The organism is Mycobacterium asiaticum DSM 44297 (assembly GCF_000613245.1).
GTDB lineage: Bacteria > Actinomycetota > Actinomycetes > Mycobacteriales > Mycobacteriaceae > Mycobacterium > Mycobacterium asiaticum.
Window position 1 is genome coordinate 188,795 of sequence record NZ_HG964937.1, and the last position, 21,819, is coordinate 210,613.

Here is a 21,819-nt window from a genome sequence, read left to right on the forward strand (position 1 = left end):
TCTCGCGGGCAGAGTTGTTGTTGCCAACGTGCGTCTTTCAGTTCTTGATCTGGTCCCGGTGCGCTCCGACCAATCGACCGCCGACGCGCTTGCGGCCACGGTGTCGCTGGCGCAGACCGCCGACCGGTTGGGATACACGCGCTACTGGGTCGCCGAACACCACAACATGCCCTCGGTGGGCGCCACCAGCCCGCCGGTACTGATCGCCTATCTGGCCGCGCAAACCGACCACCTGCGGCTCGGCTCGGGCGGAGTGATGCTGCCCAACCACGCGCCGTTGGCGGTGGCCGAACAGTTCGCCCTGCTGGAGGCCGCCGCGCCCGGCCGTATCGACCTGGGTATCGGTCGCGCGCCCGGGTCCGACCCGGTCACTTCGTATGCGCTGCGCGGCGGTCGCGACGATCGCGACATCGAGAACTTCCCCGCCTACCTGGACGACGTCGTCGCCCTGATGGGCACGCGCGGTGTGCGGGTGCCGCTGCGCTCGGGGGATTACACCCTCAAGGCGACCCCGGCCGCGGCCAGCGAACCCCGGCTGTGGCTGCTGGGATCCTCGATGTACTCGGCGCAGCTGGCTGCCGCCAAGGGGCTGCCCTACGTGTTCGCCCACCACTTCTCCGGCCGGGGCACCGAAGAGGCGCTGGAGCATTACCGCAAACATTTCCGGCCCAGCGACCTGGCCTCCGAGCCGGTGACCTTCCTGACGGCGAACGCCGTCGTCGCCGAAACACGGGACGAGGCAATCGAATTGATGCTGCCGAACCTGCAGATGATGGCCCGGCTGCGGACCGGGCAACCGTTGGGTCCGGTGCAGCTCGTCGAGGACGCCCAACTGGCCCGGTTGACACCCGCGCAGCAGCACATCGTGGACGGCGGGTTGGCGCGGGCCGTTGTCGGTTCGCCCTCCGAGGCTGCCGAACAGTTACGGGCCCTTGCCGAACGGTTCGACGTCGACGAGGTGATGGTGCATCCGGTGGCATCGGCACGCCGTGGCACCGATCCCGCGACCGCGCCGGCCCGGGTGGCGACGCTGGAGCTGCTGGCCAAGGAGCTGTTCTAGCTAGTCCGTCCGTGTCACAGCCGGTGCGTGCGTGCTGATCCAGCGCTGCAACTCCTCCGCTGGTAGCGGCGGACTGTGGACGAACCCCTGGGTGATCGTGCAGCCATACTGCCGCAGCGCACGCAGCGTCGACTCGTCTTCGACTCCCTCGGCCACCAGGTCCGCGCCGAGGCTGGCCGCCAGCGCCACCGTCGATCGCACGATCGCCACCGAGCGCGGATCCTGGGCCAACCGCGCCACGAAGATGCGGTCGAGCTTGAGTTCGTCGACCGAAACGTCCTGCAGTCGCGCCAGCGAAGACCAGCCGGTGCCGTAGTCGTCCAACGAGATACGGACGCCCAGGCGCTGCAACGCCGCGACGGTGCTGCGGGACCGCGCGGAGTCGACCAGCGTGCTCTCGGTGATCTCGATGATCAGCTCGTCGGCGGGCAGCCCGTGGGTCTGCAGCAGCTGCTCTATCGTGCTGACCAGGTCCAGGTCGAGCAGATTCGTCGTGGACAGGTTCACCGCGACGGTCAGCGGCATGCCCTGCTCCCGCCAGGAGCGGGCCTGCTCGAGGGCGAGGTTTACGGTCCGGTTGGCCACTTTGCGCATCAGGCCGGCGCGTTCGGCCGCCGGAAGGAATTCCTCAGGTAGCAGTAACCCCCGGCTGGGATGGTGCCAGCGCAACAGCGCCTCGACGCTGTGCACACTGCCGTCGGCGGCGTTGATCTTGGGCTGGTAGTGACAGGTCAGCTCGGTACCGTCGACGAGCGCGGCGCGCAGCTCCTCGATGAGGTTGGGGTCGTTGTCCCGGTACAGCTCGAATGCCGAGTCGTACACGGCGATCTTGCTTTTGGCGGACCTGGCGTGCGGAAGCGCCATCTCGGCACGGGTCAGCAGTTCCTGCGGATGATCACAGTGGTCGGGATAGAGCGCGATCGCGATTCGCCCGTCGACCTGAACGGTCATCGGGTCCAGCGCAAACGGCTCGTTCAATGCCTCCAGCAACCGGCCGGCCTGCGCGCGTGCGGCGATCAGGTCCGCGCCCTCGGCGAGCAACACCGCGAACTCGTCATCACCGGCGCGGGCCAACAGATCGTCGCGACGCACGTTGTGGGACAGCCGATTAGCGATCTGGCACAACAACTCATCGCCGAAGTGGTAACCGACCGAATCGTTGATCTCGTCGAACTCGTAAAGCTGCAACAGCAGCAAGGCGCGACGAGCCGGCGCTCTGCTGACAGCCGGCCCGACGAGCGGGCTCGCCGGTGCATCGACGGGCACCTCGGTCAGCGCGGTGGCCAGCGAGCGCCGGTTGGGCAGGGTGGTCAGCTCGTCGGTCATGGCCTGCTTGTGGGTCTCCGCCAGGATGCTCACGTCGCGGAAGGTCACCGAGAACCGGGCGGCGACAGCGACCAGGCTAAGCGCGGCGAGCGTCGGCGCGATCGCGGAGTGGCGGCCCACGGCCGTAACGGCAAGTGCCACGACGGTGCACGTCACCGGCGTCACATAGGAACCCAGTCCGCGCCTGGGCAGGGGCGGCGCCGACGACCAGGGTGCCCAACTGGCCATCGCCAACAGCAGCGACGAGGTGGGCCAGAATGCGTCGAGCATGGTGCCGACCCGGTAATCGCTGGCCGAGGTCTCGAACAGGTACGCGGTGTCCGCGGCCGCGATCATCAGGAACCCGGCAACGAGCAGGCCCCAGCGAAATTCCCTGCGCCAACCCAAGATCGGTATCATCCCGGCCGCCAGCGCGGTGAGTACCAGATCACCCCAGGGATAGACCAGGCCGACGAGAACGGTGGCGGGCGCCCGGACCGTGGCCGCGTGGATGGGTCCGGCGGCTAGCGCCGCGGCTACCGCGGCCATTGCCAACCCGCACACCACCGAGTCCAGGCGGACCGGGACGGGAACCCGCTTGAGGCGGGTCCGCATCAGCAACAGCAGACCGATATAGGCGAGGGGATAGAAGGCCAGATACGCCGGGTCCGCGATGGACGGGGATTGTCCGTCCGGCACGAACCGGACGTAGAGGACGTCACCGAGTGCGGAGCACACCATGCCGATCGCGATGACCGTCCATGCCGCGCGGTCAGCTTTGACCCGGTATGCGCGGATCGCGATCAGTGCCGCGGCGAACAGGTTAAGCCCCGGGTACAAGACGTCGGCGAAGAACGGGCTGTGATCGGCACGTGGGTCCGGTAGGCAGGACTGTGCAAATACGATCACCCCAATCGCCAAGCACACCAAAGAAATCCGAACCCACACCGGTGGCCATCGAACATTGGGCGGCTGGTCGGGAGAGTGCCTGGGTGCCGGCGCGGGCGGCCTGATGGTGCGCGCGAGTGCCGTGATATTGGCCGAGCTGGTCGCGGCGCCGAAGGCGCCCCGGTGGATCCGGCCGCTGTCGAATTCGTTCTCCAGGTTGCTTTTGAAGTCCGCCGATCCGGCTAGTTCGGGCAGCGCATAAGGCAGCGGCAGATCCGGCACAAAGCTGCGGATGCATTGTCCGCCTTCACGTTTGGCCGCGTACATGGCCAGATCGGCATGGCGTAGCAATTCGTCCACGGTGCAGCTCGACTCGGCGGTGGCCACCGTGAACCCAATGCTCGGCCGGACCGCCAAGGGGACACCGTCGATCACGATAGGGGTCTCGAAGGATCCCAGGACCCGCTGCGCCGCGGCCTCGGCATCTTCGACGGGGCCCTCGATCAACACGGCGAATTCGTCCCCGCCCAACCGCGCGACGGTGCCAACCTCGCCCAAGGCGGTGGTCAACCGCCCCGCCACCCGCACCAGCAGCTCGTCGCCGGCGGGGTGGCCGAGTGCATCGTTTACTGACTTGAAGTTGTCCAGGTCCAGGCACATCACTGCGATGGGTGCGGCGTCCGCGCCGCGGCGGGCGACGGCTTGCTCCAGCTGATGCAGGAAGTTGGCGCGATTGGCCAGGCCGGTCAGGCTGTCCCGGAAGGCTTCCCGGGCCACCTCGGCGAGCAGGCCCTGGTTTTCCACCAGCACCACGAACTGCCGGGCCAGCACCGCAGCCACCAGGATTCCCGCCCCGATCAGCAGCGGCCCGTGCCGCATCAGGCGTAGCGCGTGGCCCAACCCGACCGCGGCCGCCAGCAGCACCGGGATGTACGGCAACCACAGGCGTAGCCGTGAGGACGTCTCCTGTGTCGAGGCCGTGGGAGTTTCGTTGACGCTGATCAGGCCGGCCAGTGCCAGCATGCCCAACCCGGCCACCCGGCTGACGTCGACCAATTCGCCGGTGTGGTAGCTGCCCACCCCGGTCTGGAACACCACCAGGATGTCGGCGACACCGATGGTGACGACCGCACCCGCAACGAGGTTGACACTCAGTTGCCCGCCGGGGCGGCCCCGGGACAGCGCCAGGATCGCCGTCGTCATCAGGACCACGTCGGCAAAGATGTGCACCAGGGTGGTCGGCCCGGAGGCGCTCGCCTCGCGCAGCAACCGGTCCAGGACGAACACCCAGGACGCCACGAACAGCGACGTCGCGACGATGACGCCGTCGAGGAACAGGCGCCGGAAGTTGTGCCCGACCGGACCAGAAAGCAACAGCAAGGAGGTGAATGCCCCGAGCGGGTACAGCAGCAGCACGATCTCGGCCGATGCCGGATGGCTGGCGTGGTCGAGTTCCGGTCGCACGTCATAGACCGACCAGATGACCTCGCCGACCGCCCACCCGGCGAGAGCCACGGACATGGCCAGCCAGCCGGCGCTGCGGCGCCCCTGCGCGTGACGGGCCGCCCGTCCGGCGCATCCGCTGGCGAACACCAGGCCGATCACCGTCACGACTCCGATGACCGGACGGGTCGCATACGGGCCGTGCCAATCGAACCACGACGAGGCGCCCACCAGCGCCGCCGCCAGACCGTATCCGGCGAAGACGGCCAAACCGATCCCTCGGGTCAGCCCGGACAGCGGGCGCGGTCGTCCCGTCCAGCGCTTCATTAGCCCGCTCCAGCTCGCACGCACGCACACCTAGGCGAAGTAGAAGGGAGCTTCACCGCGCGTCCACTCAGGATAAACCGCTGCTCGGCCGTCTGGCGTTATTACGGGCCCGGATCCGGTGCCCGAATCGGCTACTGGCCGGCGTCGATGCCGGCGAGCGCCTGCCGCAGGATCCGGCCGGTTTCCTCCCGATCCGGATCGCGGCGCAGCAACAACCCCTTGGCGACCGAGAGCTTGTCACCCTCGCGCCGGGGGAGCACATGCAGGTGAATGTGCGACACGGTCTGAAAGGCCGCGCGACCGTCGTTGATTCCGATGTTCGTCGCGTCGGCCAGTTCGGTGGCGCGCGCCGCCCGCGCGATCCGTTGGCCGATGGTGATCATGCCGGCCAGCGTCTCCGCCGGGGTATCGGTCAGGTCAACGCTGTGTTTTTTGGGCACCACCAACGTGTGGCCCCGGGTGAACGGTCGGATGTCGAGGATCGCCAGGTAGCCGTCGTCTTCGAAAATTCGGATGGCCGGGGCCTCGCCGGTCGCGATCGCACAGAACACGCAGGACATATCGCCACGGTACGGGTCGTGCGGGCGTCGCGGCTGGGCGGGATACGCTGCGGCAGTGGACCCTAGCGATCTCGCGTTCGCCGGCGCGGCCGAACAGGCGCGCATGCTGGCCGACGGTGAAATCACCGCACCGGTGCTACTCGAGGTCTACCTCGAACGGATCGAGCGACTCGACAGCGAACTCCGCTCTTACCGCGTGGTGCGCTACGACGGCGCTCGTCGCGAGGCCGACATCGCCCAACGGCGCATCGACGCCGGCGAGCGGCGACCGCTGCTGGGGGTGCCGATCGCGATCAAGGACGACATCGACGTCGCCGGTGAGGTAACGACGTACGGCAGCGCAGCGCACGGACCGGCGGTGACCGACGACGCTGAGGTGGTCCGCCGGCTGCGCGCCGCGGGCGCCGTCATCATCGGTAAGACCGCCGTGCCGGAGCTGATGATCATGCCGTTCACCGAGTCGATGACGTTCGGGGCCACCCGTAATCCGTGGAATCTTCGTCGTACGCCCGGGGGCAGTAGCGGCGGCAGCGCTGCGGCGGTCGCCGCCGGTCTGGCTCCGGTGGCGCTGGGATCCGACGGCGGTGGCTCCATCCGGATCCCGGCCACGTGGTGCGGGTTGTTCGGACTGAAGCCGCACCGGGACCGGATCTCGCTGGAACCGCACGACGGGGCGTGGCAGGGCTTGAGCGTCAACGGCCCGATCACGCGATCGGTGATGGATGCGGCGCTGATCCTGGATGCGACCAGCACGGTGCCCGGCCCGGAAGCCGAGTTTGTCACTGCGGCGACACGCCCGCCCGGCCAGTTGCGAATCGCGTTGAGCACCAAGGTGCCGACACCGTTGCCGGTCAGAGTCGGCAAGGCGCAGCTGATAGCCCTCGAACAGGCGGGCGCATTGCTGCGCGATCTCGGCCACGAGGTGGTCATCCGGGATCCGTACTATCCGGCCTCGCTGTATGCAAACTATCTGCCCCGATTTCTGCGCGGCATCTGCGATGACGCGGACGCACAGGCCAATCCGGAACTGCTCGAAAAGCGCACCCGCGCCATTGCGCACCTTGGCTCGTTCTTTTCGGATCGACGGATGGCGGCGTTGCGCAACGCCGAAGCGGGGCTGAATGCCCGCATTCAAGCGATCTTCGAAGACGTCGACGTCGTCGTCACGCCCGGCACCGCGACGGGGCCGTCCCGGATCGGCGCCTACCAGCGCCGCGGCGGTGTGTCCACGCTGATGCTTGTGGCGCAACGGGTTCCGTACCAGCAGATCTGGAACCTCACCGGACAACCGGTCGCCTCGGTGCCGTGGGATTTTGACGACGAAGGGCTGCCGATGTCGGTGCAACTCATCGGTCGGCCCTACGACGAGGCCACGCTGCTGTCGCTGTCCGCGCAGATCGAAGCCGCCCGACCATGGGCGCACCGGCGCCCGCCGGTGTCCTGATCAGCCGGACTGGCCGATCACCTTCCAGGCGGCCAGCTTTCGCTCCCTCGGGATCGCGTTGGCCGGGCTGGTCGACGGCAGCCGCGTGAAGGTGAACCCCGGCGGGGTTATCCGCACGAGCCGCTCGAAGAGGTCGGCCGCCTTCGCGCCGTTGAAGTACACCCGGGTGATCGCCGGGTATTCGGCGAACAACGCGCCGAAGTCATTGACCACCAGACACTTCGGGTCGATCGCGGAGTCCGCGCTACCGGCGCGACGGCAGCTGTGCAGCACATCCCACAAGGCCACGCCGCTTTTCTGCAGTGCCGCCACGCGCCGGGAATATGGTGCGGTGCAATCGAACCCGAGAACCTCAGTAACGATCGGCCAAAACGCGTTGCGCGGGTTGGCATAGTACTGACCGTCCGCCAGCGACCGAACACTGGGGAAGGAGCCCAGGATCAGCACGCCGGCGTCGGCGTCGACGACTGGCGGCAGTCCCTGCAGCAGCGGTGTGCCCATCACCTCCACATGATGACGGGCGGGCACTCTAACGTGGGACAGGTGGTGGAACAGCCGGAGCCGAATATCGACGACCTCCTCGAGGGTCTGGAAGGCTCGGCGCGCGCCGAGCGCGCGGAGCTGGTGAAGTGGCTACTCGAACAAGGCATTAGCGCTGAAGAGATCCGAAGCACCAACCCGCCCCTGTTATTGGCGTCTCGGCATCTGATCGGCGATGACGGCACCTACGTGTCGGCGCGGGAGATCAGCGAACGGCACGGCATCGATCTGGAGCTGCTGCAGCGCGTCCAGCGGGCCGTCGGCCTGGCCAGCGTGGACGACCCCGACGCCGCGATTCACATGCGTGCCGATGGTGAGGCCGCCGCCTACGCCCAGCGGTTCGTAGAGCTGGGAGTGGATCCCGAACAAGTGCTTGCCGTGGTGCGGGTGCTGTCCGACGGGCTCTCCCACGCAGCCGAGGTCATGCGCTACGCCGCGCTGGCGGCCATCCTGCGACCCGGCGCCACCGAGCTGCAGATTGCGCAGGGATCCAAGGCGCTGGTGGGCGAACTGGCGCCGCTGCTCGGCCCGATGATCCAGGAGATGCTGCTGCTGCACCTGCGCCACATGATGGAGACCGAAGCGGTCAACGCCGGCGAGCGCGCTGCCGGCAAGCCGCTGCCGGGCGCCCGCCCGGTCACCGTCGCCTTCGCCGACCTCGTCGGATTCACCAAGCTCGGTGAGGCGGTCTCGGCCGAGGAGTTGAGTCAGCTCGCGGGCCGCCTGGCCGAGCTGGCCCGGGATCTCACCACGCCGCCGGTCCGGTTCATCAAGACCATCGGCGACGCGGTGATGCTGATCTGCTCCGATCCGGCACCGTTGCTGGACACGGTCTTGAAGCTGGTTGAAATGGTTGATACCGACGACGCATTTCCGCGGCTGCGCGCCGGCGCCGCTTCCGGAATGGCCGTCAGCCGGGCCGGCGACTGGTTCGGCAGTCCGGTCAATGCGGCGAGCCGGGTCACCGGCGCGGCGCGACCTGGCACGGTGCTCGTCGCCGAGTCGGTCAAGGATGCCTTGAAGGAGCGGGGCGATGACGCCGGTTTCGAGTGGTCGTTCGCCGGCGGGCGACGTTTGAAGGGAATCAAGGGCGAATCGAAGCTTTACCGGGTCAGGCGAGGCGCCCAAGACTAACCGCCTGCACACATGGGCAGGCCCGGCGCGACTCTGCGGGGCGTTGCTGACTCCGTCTTACGCGGGTCTGACGCGGCCGGTTTTTACCCGTCTTCCGGCTCTTTAGATTCGGTCGCTTCCGGGCCTGCTTCGCTACCAAAAATACAACTGTGCAGGCCCGATAGCAACGGTCGGCGACCGTTGGGTGAACGCGCGGATTCGCCGGCGGCGAACACTCTTTTGTAATCGGTGTAACGCTGTAATGATGTAATCATGAAACTTCATCACCATGGCCGACGCGGCGGGCGCCCCGGCGGCTGGCAACAAGCAGAACAACCTGACGCCAGCGATGCCGCGGACTGGTTCGGCGGACGGCTGCCGGAGGACTGGTTCGACGGGGATCCGACCGTCACCGTCGACCGCGAGGAAATCACGGTGGTCGGAAAGCTGGCGGCCGTGCAGGCCGGCGAGGGCGACGAGATTCCCGCTCGCGCCGAGGGCCGGGTCTCGCGATTCCGCGAGGAGACCCGCCCGGAGCGGATGGCGATCGCCGAGGAGGCTCAGGACCGCTACGGGCGGAAGGTGTCTTGGGGAGTCGAGGTCGGCGGCAAACGAATTCTGTTCACCCACATCGCAGTTCCGGTCATGACGCGACTCAAGCAACCGGAACGCCAGGTTCTGGACACCCTGGTCGACGCCGGCGTCGCGCGATCACGTGCCGACGCGCTCGCCTGGTCGGTCAAGCTGGTCGGCGAGCACACCGAGGAATGGCTGGCCAAGCTGCGCAGCGCGATGTCCGCGGTCGACGACCTACGGGCGCAAGGACCCGACCTGTCCGGCTAGCGATCGCTAGTCCTCGTTGTCGACCTTGGCGACGATCTTGTCGGCGATCCGGTGGCCCTGATCGGTAATCTGGTACCCGCACGCGTTGATGTCGATGATGATGTTGTTGGCCACCGCCATCGCCCGCTGGCACTCCCAGCCGTTGGCACCCTCTTGGACGTCCAGCACGCTGATCTCCGGGGGAGAGCCGTCCACCTCGTGGAATGTCCACCGGTAGGTCTTGCCCTTGTTGGTGACCGTGACCGTCTTGCCCGCGCAGTTCTTCCACTTGCTCAGCGAGGTGTCCATGAAGGCCTCGGCTTTGGCGGCGGTGGGGAAGCTGATCGTGGCCTGGTTGACCCAGTGGTCGTAGTCGTCGCCGGGCTCGGACAACACCAGTCCGCTGAGTCCGGTATAGCCGCTACCGGCGTACACCGCGCCCTGGCTGGTGTACATCGCACCCTGGCAGTCCGGGATCGACAGGGTCATCGCGGTGTTGTCCACGGTGGTGATGGCTTTCCCGGGTGTCATCGTCGCCGAGCCCATCACGGAATTGATCTCCGAAGCGCTCAATAGCAGCGAGCTCAGCCGTTCCTCGGAAATGGGCTATTTCTTCGGCTTATCGTCCGGCCGAGTCGCGATCCAGATGCCCAGCCCGCCCACGATCAGAACCAGCACGGCGCCCACAGCGGCAACGATGGGCCAGGGACTGCGCTTCTTCGTGGGCTGGCCCTGGTGCCACGCCGGGCCGGAATGTTGCGGAGGTGCCGGTGTCCCGGGCGGGCCGCCGCCCCAGCCGCCGCCCTGGTACTGCGGCGGGGGTGGACTCGAACTGGGAATGGGGCCGCTTGGCGCCCCCCAGCCGCCGGGTCCGGATGGGTGCTGCTGCGGCAGTGGTCCGGACTGGCCCGGACCGTACTGCGGCATGCTTGCCGGCGCGGGCGGCGGTTGCGGCGCCGCCATGGTGGCCGCCATGGTCGGCGGTGAGCCCGCCGCCGGCGGAGTCGGCAGCGTGGCTTCCTGGCTGCGGCGCACGATCTTCTCGGCGTGGTCCTGGTCCGGGTCGCTCAGCGCTTCGTGAGCGGCCAAGGCCAGGTCTCCGGCACTGGAGTAGCGGTCTTCGGGCTTTTTGGCCATGCCGCGGGCGATCACCGTATCGAAGGCCTTGGGGATGCCGGCGCGCTGCGTGCTGACCTGCGGGACGGGGTTCATCAGGTGCGCCGTCACGAGCATTCCGGCGCTGTCGGCGCGGTAGGGTGGGCCGCCGGTCAGGCATTCGTAGAGCACGCAGGCCAGTGCGTAGATGTCGGCGCGGTAGGTGACCTCGTCGTTGGAAAACCGTTCGGGCGCCATGTATTTCCAGGTGCCCACGGCGGTGCCCAGCTGGGTCAGCTTCTCGTCGGTGGTGGCACTGGCGATGCCGAAGTCGACCAGGTAGGCGAAGTCGTCGCGGGTGACCAAGATGTTGGGGGGTTTGACGTCGCGGTGCATGACGCCGGCGGCGTGGGCGGCGTCCAGCGCCGAGGCGATCTGGGTGATGATGGCCACCGCGCGCGGCGGGGTCAGCGGGCCGAAGCGCTTGAGGACGCTGTCCAGGTCGGTGCCTTCGACCAGGCGCATCTCCAGATACATCTGGCCGTCGATCTCGCCGTAGTCGTGGATCGGCACGACGTGGGGTTCTTGCAGTCGGCCGGCGATGCGGGCTTCGCGCTTCATCCGCTCGCGGAAAACCGGGTCCTTGCTGAACTCGGCGGTCATGACCTTGACGGCCACGGTCCATTCCTTGACGGTGTGCTCGGCCTCGTAGACCTCGCCCATCCCACCGCGGCCCAGCAACCGCTTGAGATGGTAGGGCCCGAACGTCGTGCCCACCCGCGAGTCCTGCGTATCGCTCATCGCTGATCCTCCCAGTCAACCCGCAATGTGGCAGACATTATCAACAGCCGCGCGCTAGATGTGCCGTCCGCAAATTCCGCCGTCCATTAATTCCGTCCATTAATTCTTAGCCCTGCGTTGCGGACCCATGCGGCGCAACCGGAGCACGATCAGGATCACCAACCCGATCGCCTGCGCGGCGCAGGCCGCGGCGGCGACCGACCAGCTACCGATGTCGTAGTCCCACAGCGGATCCTGGTCGCCGCCGGCGGTGCGGTGCAGGTCGTTGAGGTCTACCGTCGACGCGGCCATGGCGTAGGCCCAGCGGGACGGGGACAGCCAGGCCAGTTGCTCGAGCGGAACCCGGTCGTCTACCCCGAACATTCCGCCGCACAACACGAGTTGGGCCATCACCACCAGGACCAGCAGCGGCATGCCGCGGTCGGCGTTGCCGATCAGCGCCGAGATCAGCAGCCCCACGATCATCGACACGACGGTGACCGCCAGCACGGCGACCGCGATCTCCAACCGCGGCCACGGCAGCACCACCGATTGGTCCGGTGGCGGCAAGAAGGCGACGCCCAGAAAACCCAGAATCAGTCCCTGTGCACTCGTAATCGCGCCCAGCACAGCGAGTTTGGAGGCGAGGTAGGCGCTGCCGGAGAGGCCGATGCCGTGCTCGCGCCGGTAGATGGCCTGTTCCTTGACGATCTCGCGGATCGAGGTCGCACACCCCATCAGCGCGCCACCGATGATCAGCAATACCAACAGCTGGCCCGGCTGGGTTGACACCTTCTCTATCGCTTTGGCCAGGGAGAGGCCGGCGTCGCCGGGGACGGCGTAGGTGAACAGGCTCAGTAGTAGGGGCAGGGCGAGCAGGAACAGGGCGTATTGGCGGTCGGCGGCGATGACGGCGAGGTAGCGCCGGCACAGGATGGTGAATTGGGCCAGGGGGCTTTGCTGGGCGGGGGTTTTCGCTTTGCCGCTCGTCGTTGTGGTGGTGATGGTGGTGGTGGGTGGGGTGGGGTGGTGTTGGGGGGTGAAGGCGGCGTGGAAGGGGGAGTCGTGGTAGCGGGCGGTCCAGTCGGTGGTGGTGTCGTTTTCGAGCAGGATGAACAGGTCGGCGAAGTCGGTGCAGTTGAAGTAGGCCAGGGCTTGTTGGGGTGGGCCGAAGTAGGCCAGCCGGCCGCCGGGGGCCAGGACCAGCAGCCGGTCGCACATGTTGAGGTGGGCGATGTTGTGGGTGACCACGACCACCGAGCGCCCGTCGTCGGCCAGGCTGCGCAGGGTTTGCATGACCGATTTCTCATAGCCGGGGTCTAGCCCGGAGGTGGGTTCGTCCAAAAACAGCAGGGAGGGTTTGGTCAGCAGTTCCAGGGCCACGCTGGTGCGTTTGCGTTGTCCGCCCGACAGGCTGTCGATGCGTTGGTCGGCTTGGGTCATCAGGCCGAGTTCGGTGAGGACTTCGTCGATGCGTTGTTGGCGTTCGGCGGCGCTGACGTCGTGGGGGAAGCGTAGTTGGGCGGCGTAGTTCAGGGCGCGGCGCACGGTCAGCGGGGTGTGCAGGATGTCGTCTTGGGGGACGAAACCGATGCGGTGGCGCAGTTCGTCGTAGTTGTCATAGAGGTCGCGCTCGTCGTAGCGCACGGTGCCCGCGGTGGCCGGGCGGAATCCGGTCAGGGCGCCCAGCAGGGTGGATTTGCCGGCCCCTGAGGGGCCCACCACGGCCAAAAAGCTGCGTTGGGGCAGCACGAAGCTGACATCGGCCAGCAGGGTTTTGCCTTTGGGGGTTTGCACGCCTAGGTGGGTGGCTTCATAGGAGATGTCGCCGGTGTCGACGTATTCGACCAGCCGGTCGCCGGATAGGTGCAGCAGTTGGTGGCCGATGCCCACGATGTCGTCGGGTCCGATCACCGCGCGGGTGATGCGGGTGCCGTTGACGTAGGTGCCGTTGGCGCTGTGGTTGTCGATCAACTCCCAGCGCTGACCCGAGCGGCGCAGCAAGGCGTGTCGTCGCGAGACCAGCAGGTCGTTGAGGACCACGGTGTTCTCCGGGGCGCGCCCGATGCTGACCACCACCGCGTCCATGGTGTGTACCGCGGTCGGGGTCCGTACCGACCCGGTCTGCCCCCCGACCTGCCCCCCAGGTGCTGGCACTGGGCCACTGATGTCGAGCACCGAGGTGGCCTCCAAACCGTCACCGCCCTCACTCGGCGCAGCGGGGGGCAGCGGCACCTGCACCACCTGGGTGGTCACCTCCCCGATCGAGGGCGGCCCCACCGCCGCTGTCTCGTTGCCCAATGGCTGCACCTCGAGCAGTTCCCCGGAGGTCACCGACCCCAACACCACACCCACCGGCCCGCTGATCGTCAACCGCTCCACCCGCTGCCCGGCCACGAACATCCCGTTACTGCTGCGATTGACCAGCACCCACCCCCCCGGCGAGGGCTCCAACACCGCATGCACCCGCGAGATCCGCGGATTCTCCAACCGGATATCCACCTCACTGGAACGCCCCAGCGTCCACACCCGATCCGGCGTCACCCGCCACGTCCGACCACCCCCGCGCAGCTCCAGGCGCGCCAGCTCAGAAACCGCCGTCCCCGCCGTGTCGTCCATGCAAAGCCTCCGGTATGCCGACCAAGCTGCCCCGAATCATTCCTCTTGCGGGCCCCGGAGCGCTACGAGTCACAGGTTTGCCGGGCGGAGAGAGTGTCGTCGTCGTGGTGCCGGAGGCTTCGGCGGCCGCGTAGATACCGAGCACGACCAGTATCAGGATCAGGATGACCGCAACCACTGCGGCAATGATTTCCCACGTGTTGCGGCGCCGCGGCGGCGCCGGGTGCCAAGGCATCGGCCCGGCGAAAGGTTGTTGCGGCGGCGGACCGCCTTGGAAGCCTCCGAAGGGGACCGGGCTGCGCGCCGGGTAACCGGGCGGCGCTGCTGGCACGCCAGGCTGGCGCGGGATCGGACCGGACGGGCCGGGATGCATTGCCGGTCGAGGCTGCGGCGGGGCCGGTCGAGGCTGTGGCGGGGCCGGTGGAGGCTGTGGCGGGGCCGGTCGAGGCGGGGGCGGGGCGGGTCGGTGCCCGGCTTTCCGGGGCTCGACGGGTGGTGGCGGCAGGACCGCTTCCTGGCTGCGCCGCACGATGTCGGCAACTTGGTCCTGGTCGGGTTCGCTGAGCGCCTGCTGCGCGGCGAGGGCCAGCCCACCGGCGCTGGGATACCGATCGGCCGGTTTCTTGGCCATGCCGCGAGCGATCACCGCGTCCAGCGCTCGCGGCGTTCCCGTCCGGGCGGCGCTCGGCCGGGGGATCGGATTGTTCATGTGGGCGCTGATCAGGACGCCGGCATTGTCGGACTGGTACGGCGCGCTACCGGTGAGGCTCTCGTACAAGACACAAGCCAGCGCGTAAATGTCGGCCCGGAAGGTCACCTGGTCGTTGCTGAACCGTTCGGGCGCCATGTATTTCCAGGTGCCGACGGCGGTGCCCAGCTGGGTGATCTTCTCGTCGGTGGTGGCGCTGGCGATGCCGAAGTCGACCAGGTAGGCGAAGTCGTCGCGGGTGACCAGGATGTTGGGGGGTTTGACGTCGCGGTGCATGACGCCGGCGGCGTGCGCGGCGTCCAGCGCCGAAGCGATCTGGGTGATGATCGCGATCGCCCGGGACGGCGGCAGCGGACCTTCGCGGGCGATCAGCTTGTCGAGGTCGGTGCCCTCTACGAGGCGCATCTCCAAGAACAGCTGACCGTCGATCTCACCGTAGTCGTGGATGGGTACCACGTGGGGTTCCTGCAGCCGCCCGGCTATGCGCGCCTCGCGCTTCATCCGCTCGCGGAACACCGGATCCTTGCTGACGCTTTCCGACATCAGCTTGACCGCGACGGTCCAACCCTTGATGGTGTGTTCGGCCTCGTAGACCTCGCCCATTCCGCCCCGGCCCAGCGGTCGTTTCAGTCGGTAGGGCCCAAATGTAGAGCCCTCACGCGAGTCCGGCGCAGTGCCCATCGCTGATACCCCCAACCAAGGCTCGCCCGCCAGCTCTCAATACCGTTGCCCTACCTGCCATTTGGAGCGCCAGGGAGCCAAAACAACGGTCTGCCAATTGGTTTGGTCAGCCGTACTTGGCCCACCAATTGTGCAGGTCTTCGAGGGTAGCGGGATCTCCGAACACGTCACTCAGCATCAACTTGCCTTCGTTGCTCCAGATGACGTTCGGGTGGTTCTTGTAGGTGCCGCAGGCGATCATCCCCGCCGTCACAGTCGGATCCCGGTCGTAGTGCCACCCGTCCGGGGACGGTCCCTCTCCCGGGCAATTCGTCAATTGGACGGCCGCGATGTCGTCGTTGAAAGCGGACTTCAACGTGGCCAGGTTCGGGAACAAGCCGTAGATCGCGCGACTCGGGCCGCCCTGGTTGGTGTTCTGACCGCAGTCGAGCATGGCGATCGTGTTGGTCCAGACGCTGTTCGGCTTAGGCGTCGTGGGTGTGCACGTCCCGGACGGATAGCCCGAAGGCAGCATCGATAGCAGCTTGCTCTGCGGACTGCCGCCGGGAGTCGTGGTCGGCGAACTCTTCGCGGTGGTGGTAGTCGTGCTGGACGGGGACGTTGTGGTGGTGTCGTCCGCGTTGTGGTTGTCGCCTGGCTTCGTGGCATACCAGATACCGATGCCGGCGACGACGAGAACGACCACCACCGCCGCGGCGGCCGCCACGATGGGCCAGGGGTTGCGTTTACCGCCCGGCGGTTGACCGCCCTGGTTCCAGGCGGCGGAACCGGTTGGTGGCTGGCCGCCGGGCGGCGTGCCGCCCCAGCTACCACTGTGGAAGTACTGCGGAGATTGCGGGGGCGGGCTCTGGCTCGGAATCGGCCCGCTGGCCGGCGGCCCCCAGGAGGGCTGGCTCGGCGGGCCCTGGCGCTGCAACGGTCCCGACCCGATCGGGTCACCGTAGGCCGGCGGCGGCGAATACTGCGGAGCACTCGGCAGCGGGCCGCTGCCGGGGCCGGACGGCGGCGGGGTCACTGCGGTGCCGGGCAGCGTGGACTCGCGACTGCGGCGCAGGATGTTCTCGGCGTGGTCCTGGTCCGGGTCGCTGAGCGCGTCGTGAGCGGCGCGGGCGAAGTCCCCGGCGCTGGCGTAGCGGTCTTCGGGCTTTTTGGCCATGCCGCGGGCGATCACCGCATCGAAGGCCTTGGGGATGCCGGCACGTTGGCTGCTCACCTGCGGAATCGGGTCCATCAGATGTGCGGTGACCAGAGTGGTCGCGCTGTCGGCGCGGTACGGCGGAGCACCGGTCAGGCATTCGTAGAGCACGCAGGCCAGGGCGTAGATGTCGGCGCGGTAGGTGACCTCGTCGTTGGAAAACCGTTCGGGCGCCATGTATTTCCAGGTGCCTACCGCGGTGCCCAGCTGGGTCAGCTTCTCGTCGGTGGTGGCACTGGCGATGCCGAAGTCGACCAGGTAGGCGAAGTCGTCGCGAGTGACCAAGATGTTGGGGGGTTTGACGTCGCGGTGCATGACGCCGGCGGCGTGGGCGGCGTCCAGCGCCGAGGCGATCTGGGTGATGATGGCCACCGCGCGCGGCGGGGTCAGCGGGCCGAAGCGCTTGAGGACGCTGTCCAGGTCGGTGCCTTCGACCAGGCGCATCTCCAGATACATCTGGCCGTCGATCTCGCCGTAGTCGTGGATCGGCACGACGTGGGGTTCTTGCAGTCGGCCGGCGATGCGGGCTTCGCGCTTCATCCGCTCGCGAAATACCGGGTCCTTGCTGAACTCGGCGGTCATCAGCTTGACGGCCACGGTCCATTCCTTGACGGTGTGCTCGGCCTCGTAGACCTCGCCCATCCCACCGCGGCCCAGCAACCGCTTGAGATGGTAGGGCCCGAACGTCGTGCCCACCCGCGAGTCTGATGCCTCGCTCATCGCCGCTCCTCCTCCACCAACCCGAATCCCGCCGACACTATCAACAGCCGCCACGTACCGCATCGAACGCAACCACGGGTACAGCAACCATGACGGTAATCGGCACGGTGGGCGCTTGCCAATAAGGCGGCCGACTGGGCGGTGGTCGTCATCGCGCGGAAATTGCGCTGTGCGGGCCGATCATCCCGCTGGGTGTGACACCGCCGGAGCAGCCAAAAGTGGCCCGGAATCGCGTTGCGCCGAGCGCGCTTTGACACTCAGCGGGCAAACGTCAGGCTTGCGTCTGCGCGGCAATCCGGAAGGTGAACTCGTGATCACAGATTCCGATGTGGTCGCCGTCGCTGATCGTCGCGGCCACCCGGATCCGTTGGTGCCGCACATGAACGCCGTTCGATGACCGCAGGTCGTTGATGATGAAGTTGGTTCCCGTGTCGACGATGACGGCGTGGTGACGGCTTACGTTCGCGCTGTCCAGAACGATGTCATTGTCGCTGAGGCGGCCGATCCGGGTGGCCGCCGAGCGCAACGGGTAGTCGCGGCCCGTGGCGATTTCGTGCAGGTAGGCGGCCACCTTTTGGCGCGCGGCGTTGGTGCGCTGGTCAAGCGCCGTGACTGTGCCGACGGCAGTGACCTTGGCGTTTTGCTTCGCGTCCAAGGGTTCCTGGCGCAGGATCCGGTCGTGCAGCGCGCGCAGTGTCGGACCGGGGTCGATGCCCAGGTCGTCGGCGAGCGTGGTTTTGACCCGGCGGTAGGCGTTCAACGCATCCGACTGGCGGTCGCTGACGTAGTAGGCGGTGATCAACTGCGCCCACAGCGGTTCCCGGTAGGGATGTTCCACCGTCAGCGACTCGAGTTCGGTGATGACCGCCGACGCTCGCCCACAGGCGATCTCGGCCTCCGCCTTGGCGGTGTGCGCAAGGATCTTGTCCTCGACCAGGGCGGTGGCGAAGGAGTCGACGAATTGGAAGTCCCGCAGGTCGTCTAGCACCGGACCGCGCCACTCGCCCAGCGCCGCCGACAGGTGGCGACTGGCCTGCTCGAACCGGCCGGCCGCCGCGGCGTGCACGCCTGCTGTCTTCTCGGCGATGAATCGGCCCAGATCGCAGGTGGTTTCGGGGATGGTGAGCCGGTACCCCGGCGGCGCCGCGGCCAGCACCACGCGGGGGTCGGCGCCGGAACCGCTGACCAGCTTGCGCAGATTCGACACGTAGGAGTGGATACTGGCCCGCGCGCCGGACGGCGGCCATTCCTCCCACAGGGCGGTGATCAGTGCGTCGATCCCGACCGGCCGGTTGCGGTTGATGACCAGCATGGCCAGCACCGCCCGTTGCTTGGGTGTGCCCAACGGCACCAGCGTGCCGTCGATCTTCATCTCCAGTGGTCCGAGCACGCCGAACTCGAGACGTGTGTCCGTCATTGCGCTACCAGCCATTCAGGGTCCTCCGCGGCCTTCCGATGCCTTCGGATAGCGAGGTGCCAGTACGGCGCCCTTCTCGTCATTGTTTCCTGGTCCATATGGGTCTTGTCTATGGGGTGCGTCTGTCATTCTGCGGCATAGTGGCGGGAAGTTGGTGCATCCTGGGCGATCCGAGACCGACAGGTCGGTGACTCAAACGCCGCCCCGCCAAGACGATTATCGGCGGCTGGCGCCAAATGTGTTGTTCCGCAGGGGTTTGCGGTTCTCATTTGACCTTCCCGTCAGTGACGACGAGGAAGTAGTGGCTTGTTGCCCATGCCCTGGTGAACAGGTCCAGGGGTAGTTGTTCGTCGCGTCCCTTGGCGGTACCGCTGTCGTTGAGGTGCACCACGCCTTTGGCGGTGTCGACGCCGGTGACCACCACGGAGTGGTCAGATACCGGGTTGCCGTCGTCGTCCGTGTTCTCAATCGGGTCACCCCAGATCATTTCGGCGTTGACGCTGACCATTACCGCGTGACCGCTGCCGAGGTACTGCTTGAGGGCATCGATACCGGTGGCGATGCCGCTTTTCGGGGCCCGGTCCGCGTCGGTGGTCGTCACGCCGATGCCGTAGTGCCCCAGCAGCGTCGGGATGTCGCTGCGGCTGGTGCCGTTGCCCGAGTCCGGGTGCTGGCCGTCGGCCGGCGTGATGTAGATAGAGCCGGGGTGCGCGGTGCTGGGTGTCGACTGCGCGACATTGATGATGTCCTGCTCCGTGGGCTCGCTGCCGGTGATCTGACCGACCACATCGGCACTGGCCATCAGCACGCAGTCGTCATATGTCTGGTAGCGCCACCACTTGGCCGCCGCGACTGGGTCGCCGTACATGATGCCGCCCGCGGAGGCCGCGGCCGGTGTGGCCAAGCCCAGGGTGACGACGCCGGCCACCAGTGTCAGCACGGTGGTCTTGGCGATCCTGTTCGTCATGTCGTTCGTTCTTTCTCTTCCGCGAAGGGTGGTGCAAAAGGGTTGCGAGGCAGACCTTTTCGATGTCTCAATGAAAGGGTTACCGTCAAATGCCCTGGCGCTAAGAGACTTTGCGTGTCTCGTCGGTGACGGTCATGAAGTTGTGGCTGGTGGCCCACGCCTTGACGAAGACGGCCATCGGAATCTGCTCGTCCTTGCCCTTCGGGCTGCCGCTGTCGTTGAGGTGCACGATGCCGTTGGCCGTGTCGACACCGGTCACCACCACGGCGTGGTCGGCCCGGGGTTCTCCATCGGCGCCGGTGTTCTCGACCGGCTGGTTCCAGATCATCTCGGCGTTGAGCCCGACGATCACTGCGCGGCCGCTGCCCAGGTATTCCTCGAGAGCTTCCATTCCGGTGGCCAGGCCGGTCTTGCCTGCGTTGTCCGCGTCGGTGTTCGCAGCATGAATTCCATAGTGCGCCAACAGGGTTGGCAGGTCACCCGGGTTGGTGCCCATACCCGAGTTCGGGTCGTTCTTGTCGGCCGGCTTGAGGTAGATCGAACCCGGGTGCACGACGCTCGGAGTGTTCTGGGCGACTTTGATGATGGACCGCTCGGAGGGAAGGTCGCCGGTGATCTGACCCACCACGTCGGCGCCGGACATGATGGCGCAGTCGTCGTACTTCTGGTGGCGCCAGTACTTGGCGACGGCCGCCGGGTCGCCGTACATGGTCGTTCCGGACCTGGTGGGGAAAGCCTCGGCCGGTGCGGCGAGTCCCAGCGCGACGGCGGCGGAGACGGTGGCGAAGAGGGCGGTCTTAGCCACCGAGGGGATGGTGAAGCGTTTCATCGTCTCGTCCTTTTCTCAGTGGTTCGCCATCCCGCGGGAGGCGGAGTGGCTCGTTGAGAAAAGGTTCTGACGTTGGCCTATTCGTTATCTTTACGAATTCTTGGAGCGATCTCGACGCGTCAGTTACAGGCCCACGTGTCGACGTATCCGCCGCTGAGCTTGCTCAGGGCGTCCTTCATGGCGGCACTCAGGTCGGGCCCCGTACCGCCCTGGTATTCGCGGTCTTTGGCCGCGACCGCGCCGCACGCGGTGAAGGTGGTCAGCACTTTGCAATCGGAGTAACCACAGGACTTCACCGCCGTCGCCTCGGCGGCCGCCTTGGTCGGGTAGGCGTGCGATCGTCCCCACGAACCGTTGGCGGAGTAAGCGATAGCGCCGTAGGTATCGGCGCCCTGCGCGGTGGGAGCCAGTGCGACGGTCACGGCGGCGGCGGCAGCCACGCGGGCGACAGCGCTGGCTAGCCGTCGCCGACGGGTGGTCTTCGTCGTCATGGGAAAGTCCTTTCCAGGAGCCGGCGCTAGACGGGTTTGGTGGCGGTGACCTGCTTGCCCCAATCGGACATGGTCAGCGTCACCGAGGTGTTCGAGGTCGGATTGATCTGAATCTGGACGAGGTGGGAAGAGCCGTCCGAGGCCGTCCAGACGATTGTCGGCACCGTCGAGACACTTTCGTCGGTCAAACGGGTACCGGCAAGGGTCGCGACATCGGTCGCGGAGGAGTTTCCGGTGATCTTGGTGGTTGCGACGCCGTTCACCTGCTGGCTGCCGGCCACCGACCCGTTCTTCAAATTGGTCAGCAGATTTGCCAGACCCTTATTGGGGTCCAGCAGAACGGACACGTTGTAAATCGAAGCGCCGTTGCCGAAGTCGGTGTAGGAGCCGGGCTGTCCGAGGTCGGAGTAGAGGTGACCGTCGACGTAGACGAACTTGGCTTCCTCGCTCTTCTCGCCGACCTGGACTGTGGCGACTCCGGTGGCGACGGTCTGCGGCGTGTTCGAGACGTCACCTTCGAGCTTGGTAACGCGGATGTTGGGCACATCGCCTTGGACCGCCACCTTGACATGCATGCCGGTCACCTTGCGCATCACGTCGGCGGCCTGCTTGAGCAGTGTTGCGGCTTCGCCGTTGGTGACGTTAGCTGTGCTTCCGGGAGATTTGGCGCCGTCGGAGCCGTTGGAACCACAGCCCCCGATCAGGGCGACGACGATCGCAAGCGCGGCGGCGGCAACGGTGCGAGGCGAAAGCTTCATCGGCATCTCCTAATGTTGGCCGACTGCCGAGCTTAACGAGCGACCGGTGATGCCGA

The 21,819-nt window shown here is 67.0% G+C and carries 14 protein-coding genes and 2 pseudogenes; 4 read left to right on the plus strand and 12 right to left on the minus strand.

The features are described from left to right. Positions 1 to 28: 28 nt before the first annotated feature. Positions 29 to 1,060 (plus strand): LLM class flavin-dependent oxidoreductase, encoded by a 1,032-nt coding sequence (locus BN972_RS11415; RefSeq protein WP_036357710.1) that lies wholly within the window; start codon positions 29 to 31, stop codon positions 1,058 to 1,060. Here the strand turns inward: BN972_RS11415 and BN972_RS11420 are convergent, their stop codons facing one another. Together BN972_RS11420 and BN972_RS11425 are read right to left on the minus strand one after the other, a co-directional pair. After that, the gene (locus BN972_RS11420; protein ID WP_080696816.1) at positions 1,061 to 5,023 is read right to left on the minus strand and encodes a bifunctional diguanylate cyclase/phosphodiesterase; all 3,963 of its coding nucleotides are present in this window, start codon (positions 5,021 to 5,023) and stop codon (positions 1,061 to 1,063) included. It abuts the gene before it with no gap. Positions 5,024 to 5,154: 131 nt separating this feature from the next. Continuing rightward, positions 5,155 to 5,583: an HIT family protein gene (locus BN972_RS11425; RefSeq protein ID WP_036357713.1), complete on the minus strand. Its 429-nt coding sequence runs from the start codon at positions 5,581 to 5,583 to the stop codon at positions 5,155 to 5,157. Between the two features lie 55 nt (positions 5,584 to 5,638). On the opposite strand from BN972_RS11425, the gene BN972_RS11430 reads away from it, so the two are divergent. Beyond that, the gene (locus BN972_RS11430) at positions 5,639 to 7,027 is read left to right on the plus strand and encodes an amidase (protein ID WP_036357715.1); all 1,389 of its coding nucleotides are present in this window, start codon (positions 5,639 to 5,641) and stop codon (positions 7,025 to 7,027) included. Here the strand turns inward: BN972_RS11430 and BN972_RS11435 are convergent, their stop codons facing one another. Continuing rightward, entirely contained in the window at positions 7,028 to 7,528 is a 501-nt protein-coding gene (locus BN972_RS11435) for a DNA-deoxyinosine glycosylase (RefSeq protein ID WP_036360665.1), read from the minus strand. Positions 7,529 to 7,570: 42 nt separating this feature from the next. On the opposite strand from BN972_RS11435, the gene BN972_RS11440 reads away from it, so the two are divergent. Together BN972_RS11440 and BN972_RS11445 are read left to right on the plus strand one after the other, a co-directional pair. Next, on the plus strand, positions 7,571 to 8,701 hold the full coding sequence (locus BN972_RS11440; protein WP_235192437.1) for an adenylate/guanylate cyclase domain-containing protein: 1,131 nt from the start codon (positions 7,571 to 7,573) through the stop codon (positions 8,699 to 8,701). A gap of 252 nt (positions 8,702 to 8,953) precedes the next feature. Further along, positions 8,954 to 9,523 carry a hypothetical protein gene (locus tag BN972_RS11445; RefSeq protein WP_036357723.1) on the plus strand — a complete coding sequence of 190 codons (570 nt, stop codon included), beginning with the start codon at positions 8,954 to 8,956 and terminating at the stop codon, positions 9,521 to 9,523. A 6-nt stretch (positions 9,524 to 9,529) separates the two neighbouring features. Here BN972_RS11445 and BN972_RS11450 read toward each other — a convergent pair. The 9 genes and pseudogenes from BN972_RS11450 to BN972_RS11490 form a co-directional block, all read right to left on the minus strand. After that, positions 9,530 to 11,398: pseudogene (locus BN972_RS11450) on the minus strand (serine/threonine-protein kinase PknH/PknJ). Positions 11,399 to 11,497: 99 nt separating this feature from the next. Next, on the minus strand, positions 11,498 to 13,996 hold the full coding sequence (locus BN972_RS11455; RefSeq protein WP_036357726.1) for an FHA domain-containing protein: 2,499 nt from the start codon (positions 13,994 to 13,996) through the stop codon (positions 11,498 to 11,500). Between the two features lie 61 nt (positions 13,997 to 14,057). Further along, a pseudogene (locus tag BN972_RS11460) lies at positions 14,058 to 15,386 on the minus strand (serine/threonine-protein kinase); the annotation flags it as partial. Positions 15,387 to 15,492: 106 nt separating this feature from the next. Next, on the minus strand, positions 15,493 to 17,301 hold the full coding sequence (locus BN972_RS11465; RefSeq protein WP_036357729.1) for a serine/threonine-protein kinase: 1,809 nt from the start codon (positions 17,299 to 17,301) through the stop codon (positions 15,493 to 15,495). Positions 17,302 to 17,572: 271 nt separating this feature from the next. Then, on the minus strand, positions 17,573 to 18,733 hold the full coding sequence (embR, locus tag BN972_RS11470) for an ATPase/transcriptional regulator EmbR (protein WP_036357731.1): 1,161 nt from the start codon (positions 18,731 to 18,733) through the stop codon (positions 17,573 to 17,575). Positions 18,734 to 18,983: 250 nt separating this feature from the next. Further along, complete coding sequence (locus BN972_RS11475; protein WP_036357734.1) at positions 18,984 to 19,685, minus strand: C39 family peptidase; 702 nt, start codon at positions 19,683 to 19,685, stop codon at positions 18,984 to 18,986. A gap of 100 nt (positions 19,686 to 19,785) precedes the next feature. Next, positions 19,786 to 20,514 carry a cysteine peptidase family C39 domain-containing protein gene (locus BN972_RS11480; protein WP_036357738.1) on the minus strand — a complete coding sequence of 243 codons (729 nt, stop codon included), beginning with the start codon at positions 20,512 to 20,514 and terminating at the stop codon, positions 19,786 to 19,788. Between the two features lie 119 nt (positions 20,515 to 20,633). After that, positions 20,634 to 21,005, minus strand: a complete 372-nt coding sequence (locus tag BN972_RS11485) for a DUF4189 domain-containing protein (protein ID WP_036357740.1) — start codon at positions 21,003 to 21,005, stop codon at positions 20,634 to 20,636. Between the two features lie 26 nt (positions 21,006 to 21,031). Further along, positions 21,032 to 21,763, minus strand: coding sequence for an LppX_LprAFG lipoprotein (locus BN972_RS11490; RefSeq protein WP_036360669.1), 732 nt, complete (start codon positions 21,761 to 21,763; stop codon positions 21,032 to 21,034). Positions 21,764 to 21,819 lie beyond the last annotated feature (56 nt).

Excerpts from the sequence above, each read along its gene's own strand:
- BN972_RS11445 (WP_036357723.1), top strand. The coding sequence starts at position 8,954 with ATGAAACTTCATCACCATGGCCGACGCGGCGGGCGCCCCGGCGGCTGG.
- BN972_RS11480 (WP_036357738.1), bottom strand. The coding sequence starts at position 20,514 with ATGAAACGCTTCACCATCCCCTCGGTGGCTAAGACCGCCCTCTTCGCC.
- BN972_RS11475 (WP_036357734.1), bottom strand. The coding sequence starts at position 19,685 with ATGACGAACAGGATCGCCAAGACCACCGTGCTGACACTGGTGGCCGGC.
- BN972_RS11490 (WP_036360669.1), bottom strand. The coding sequence starts at position 21,763 with ATGAAGCTTTCGCCTCGCACCGTTGCCGCCGCCGCGCTTGCGATCGTC.
- BN972_RS11455 (WP_036357726.1), bottom strand. The coding sequence starts at position 13,996 with ATGGACGACACGGCGGGGACGGCGGTTTCTGAGCTGGCGCGCCTGGAG.
- embR (WP_036357731.1), bottom strand. The coding sequence starts at position 18,733 with ATGGCTGGTAGCGCAATGACGGACACACGTCTCGAGTTCGGCGTGCTC.
- BN972_RS11465 (WP_036357729.1), bottom strand. The coding sequence starts at position 17,301 with ATGAGCGAGGCATCAGACTCGCGGGTGGGCACGACGTTCGGGCCCTAC.
- BN972_RS11420 (WP_080696816.1), bottom strand. The coding sequence starts at position 5,023 with ATGAAGCGCTGGACGGGACGACCGCGCCCGCTGTCCGGGCTGACCCGA.
- BN972_RS11435 (WP_036360665.1), bottom strand. The coding sequence starts at position 7,528 with ATGGGCACACCGCTGCTGCAGGGACTGCCGCCAGTCGTCGACGCCGAC.
- BN972_RS11485 (WP_036357740.1), bottom strand. The coding sequence starts at position 21,005 with ATGACGACGAAGACCACCCGTCGGCGACGGCTAGCCAGCGCTGTCGCC.
- BN972_RS11425 (WP_036357713.1), bottom strand. The coding sequence starts at position 5,583 with ATGTCCTGCGTGTTCTGTGCGATCGCGACCGGCGAGGCCCCGGCCATC.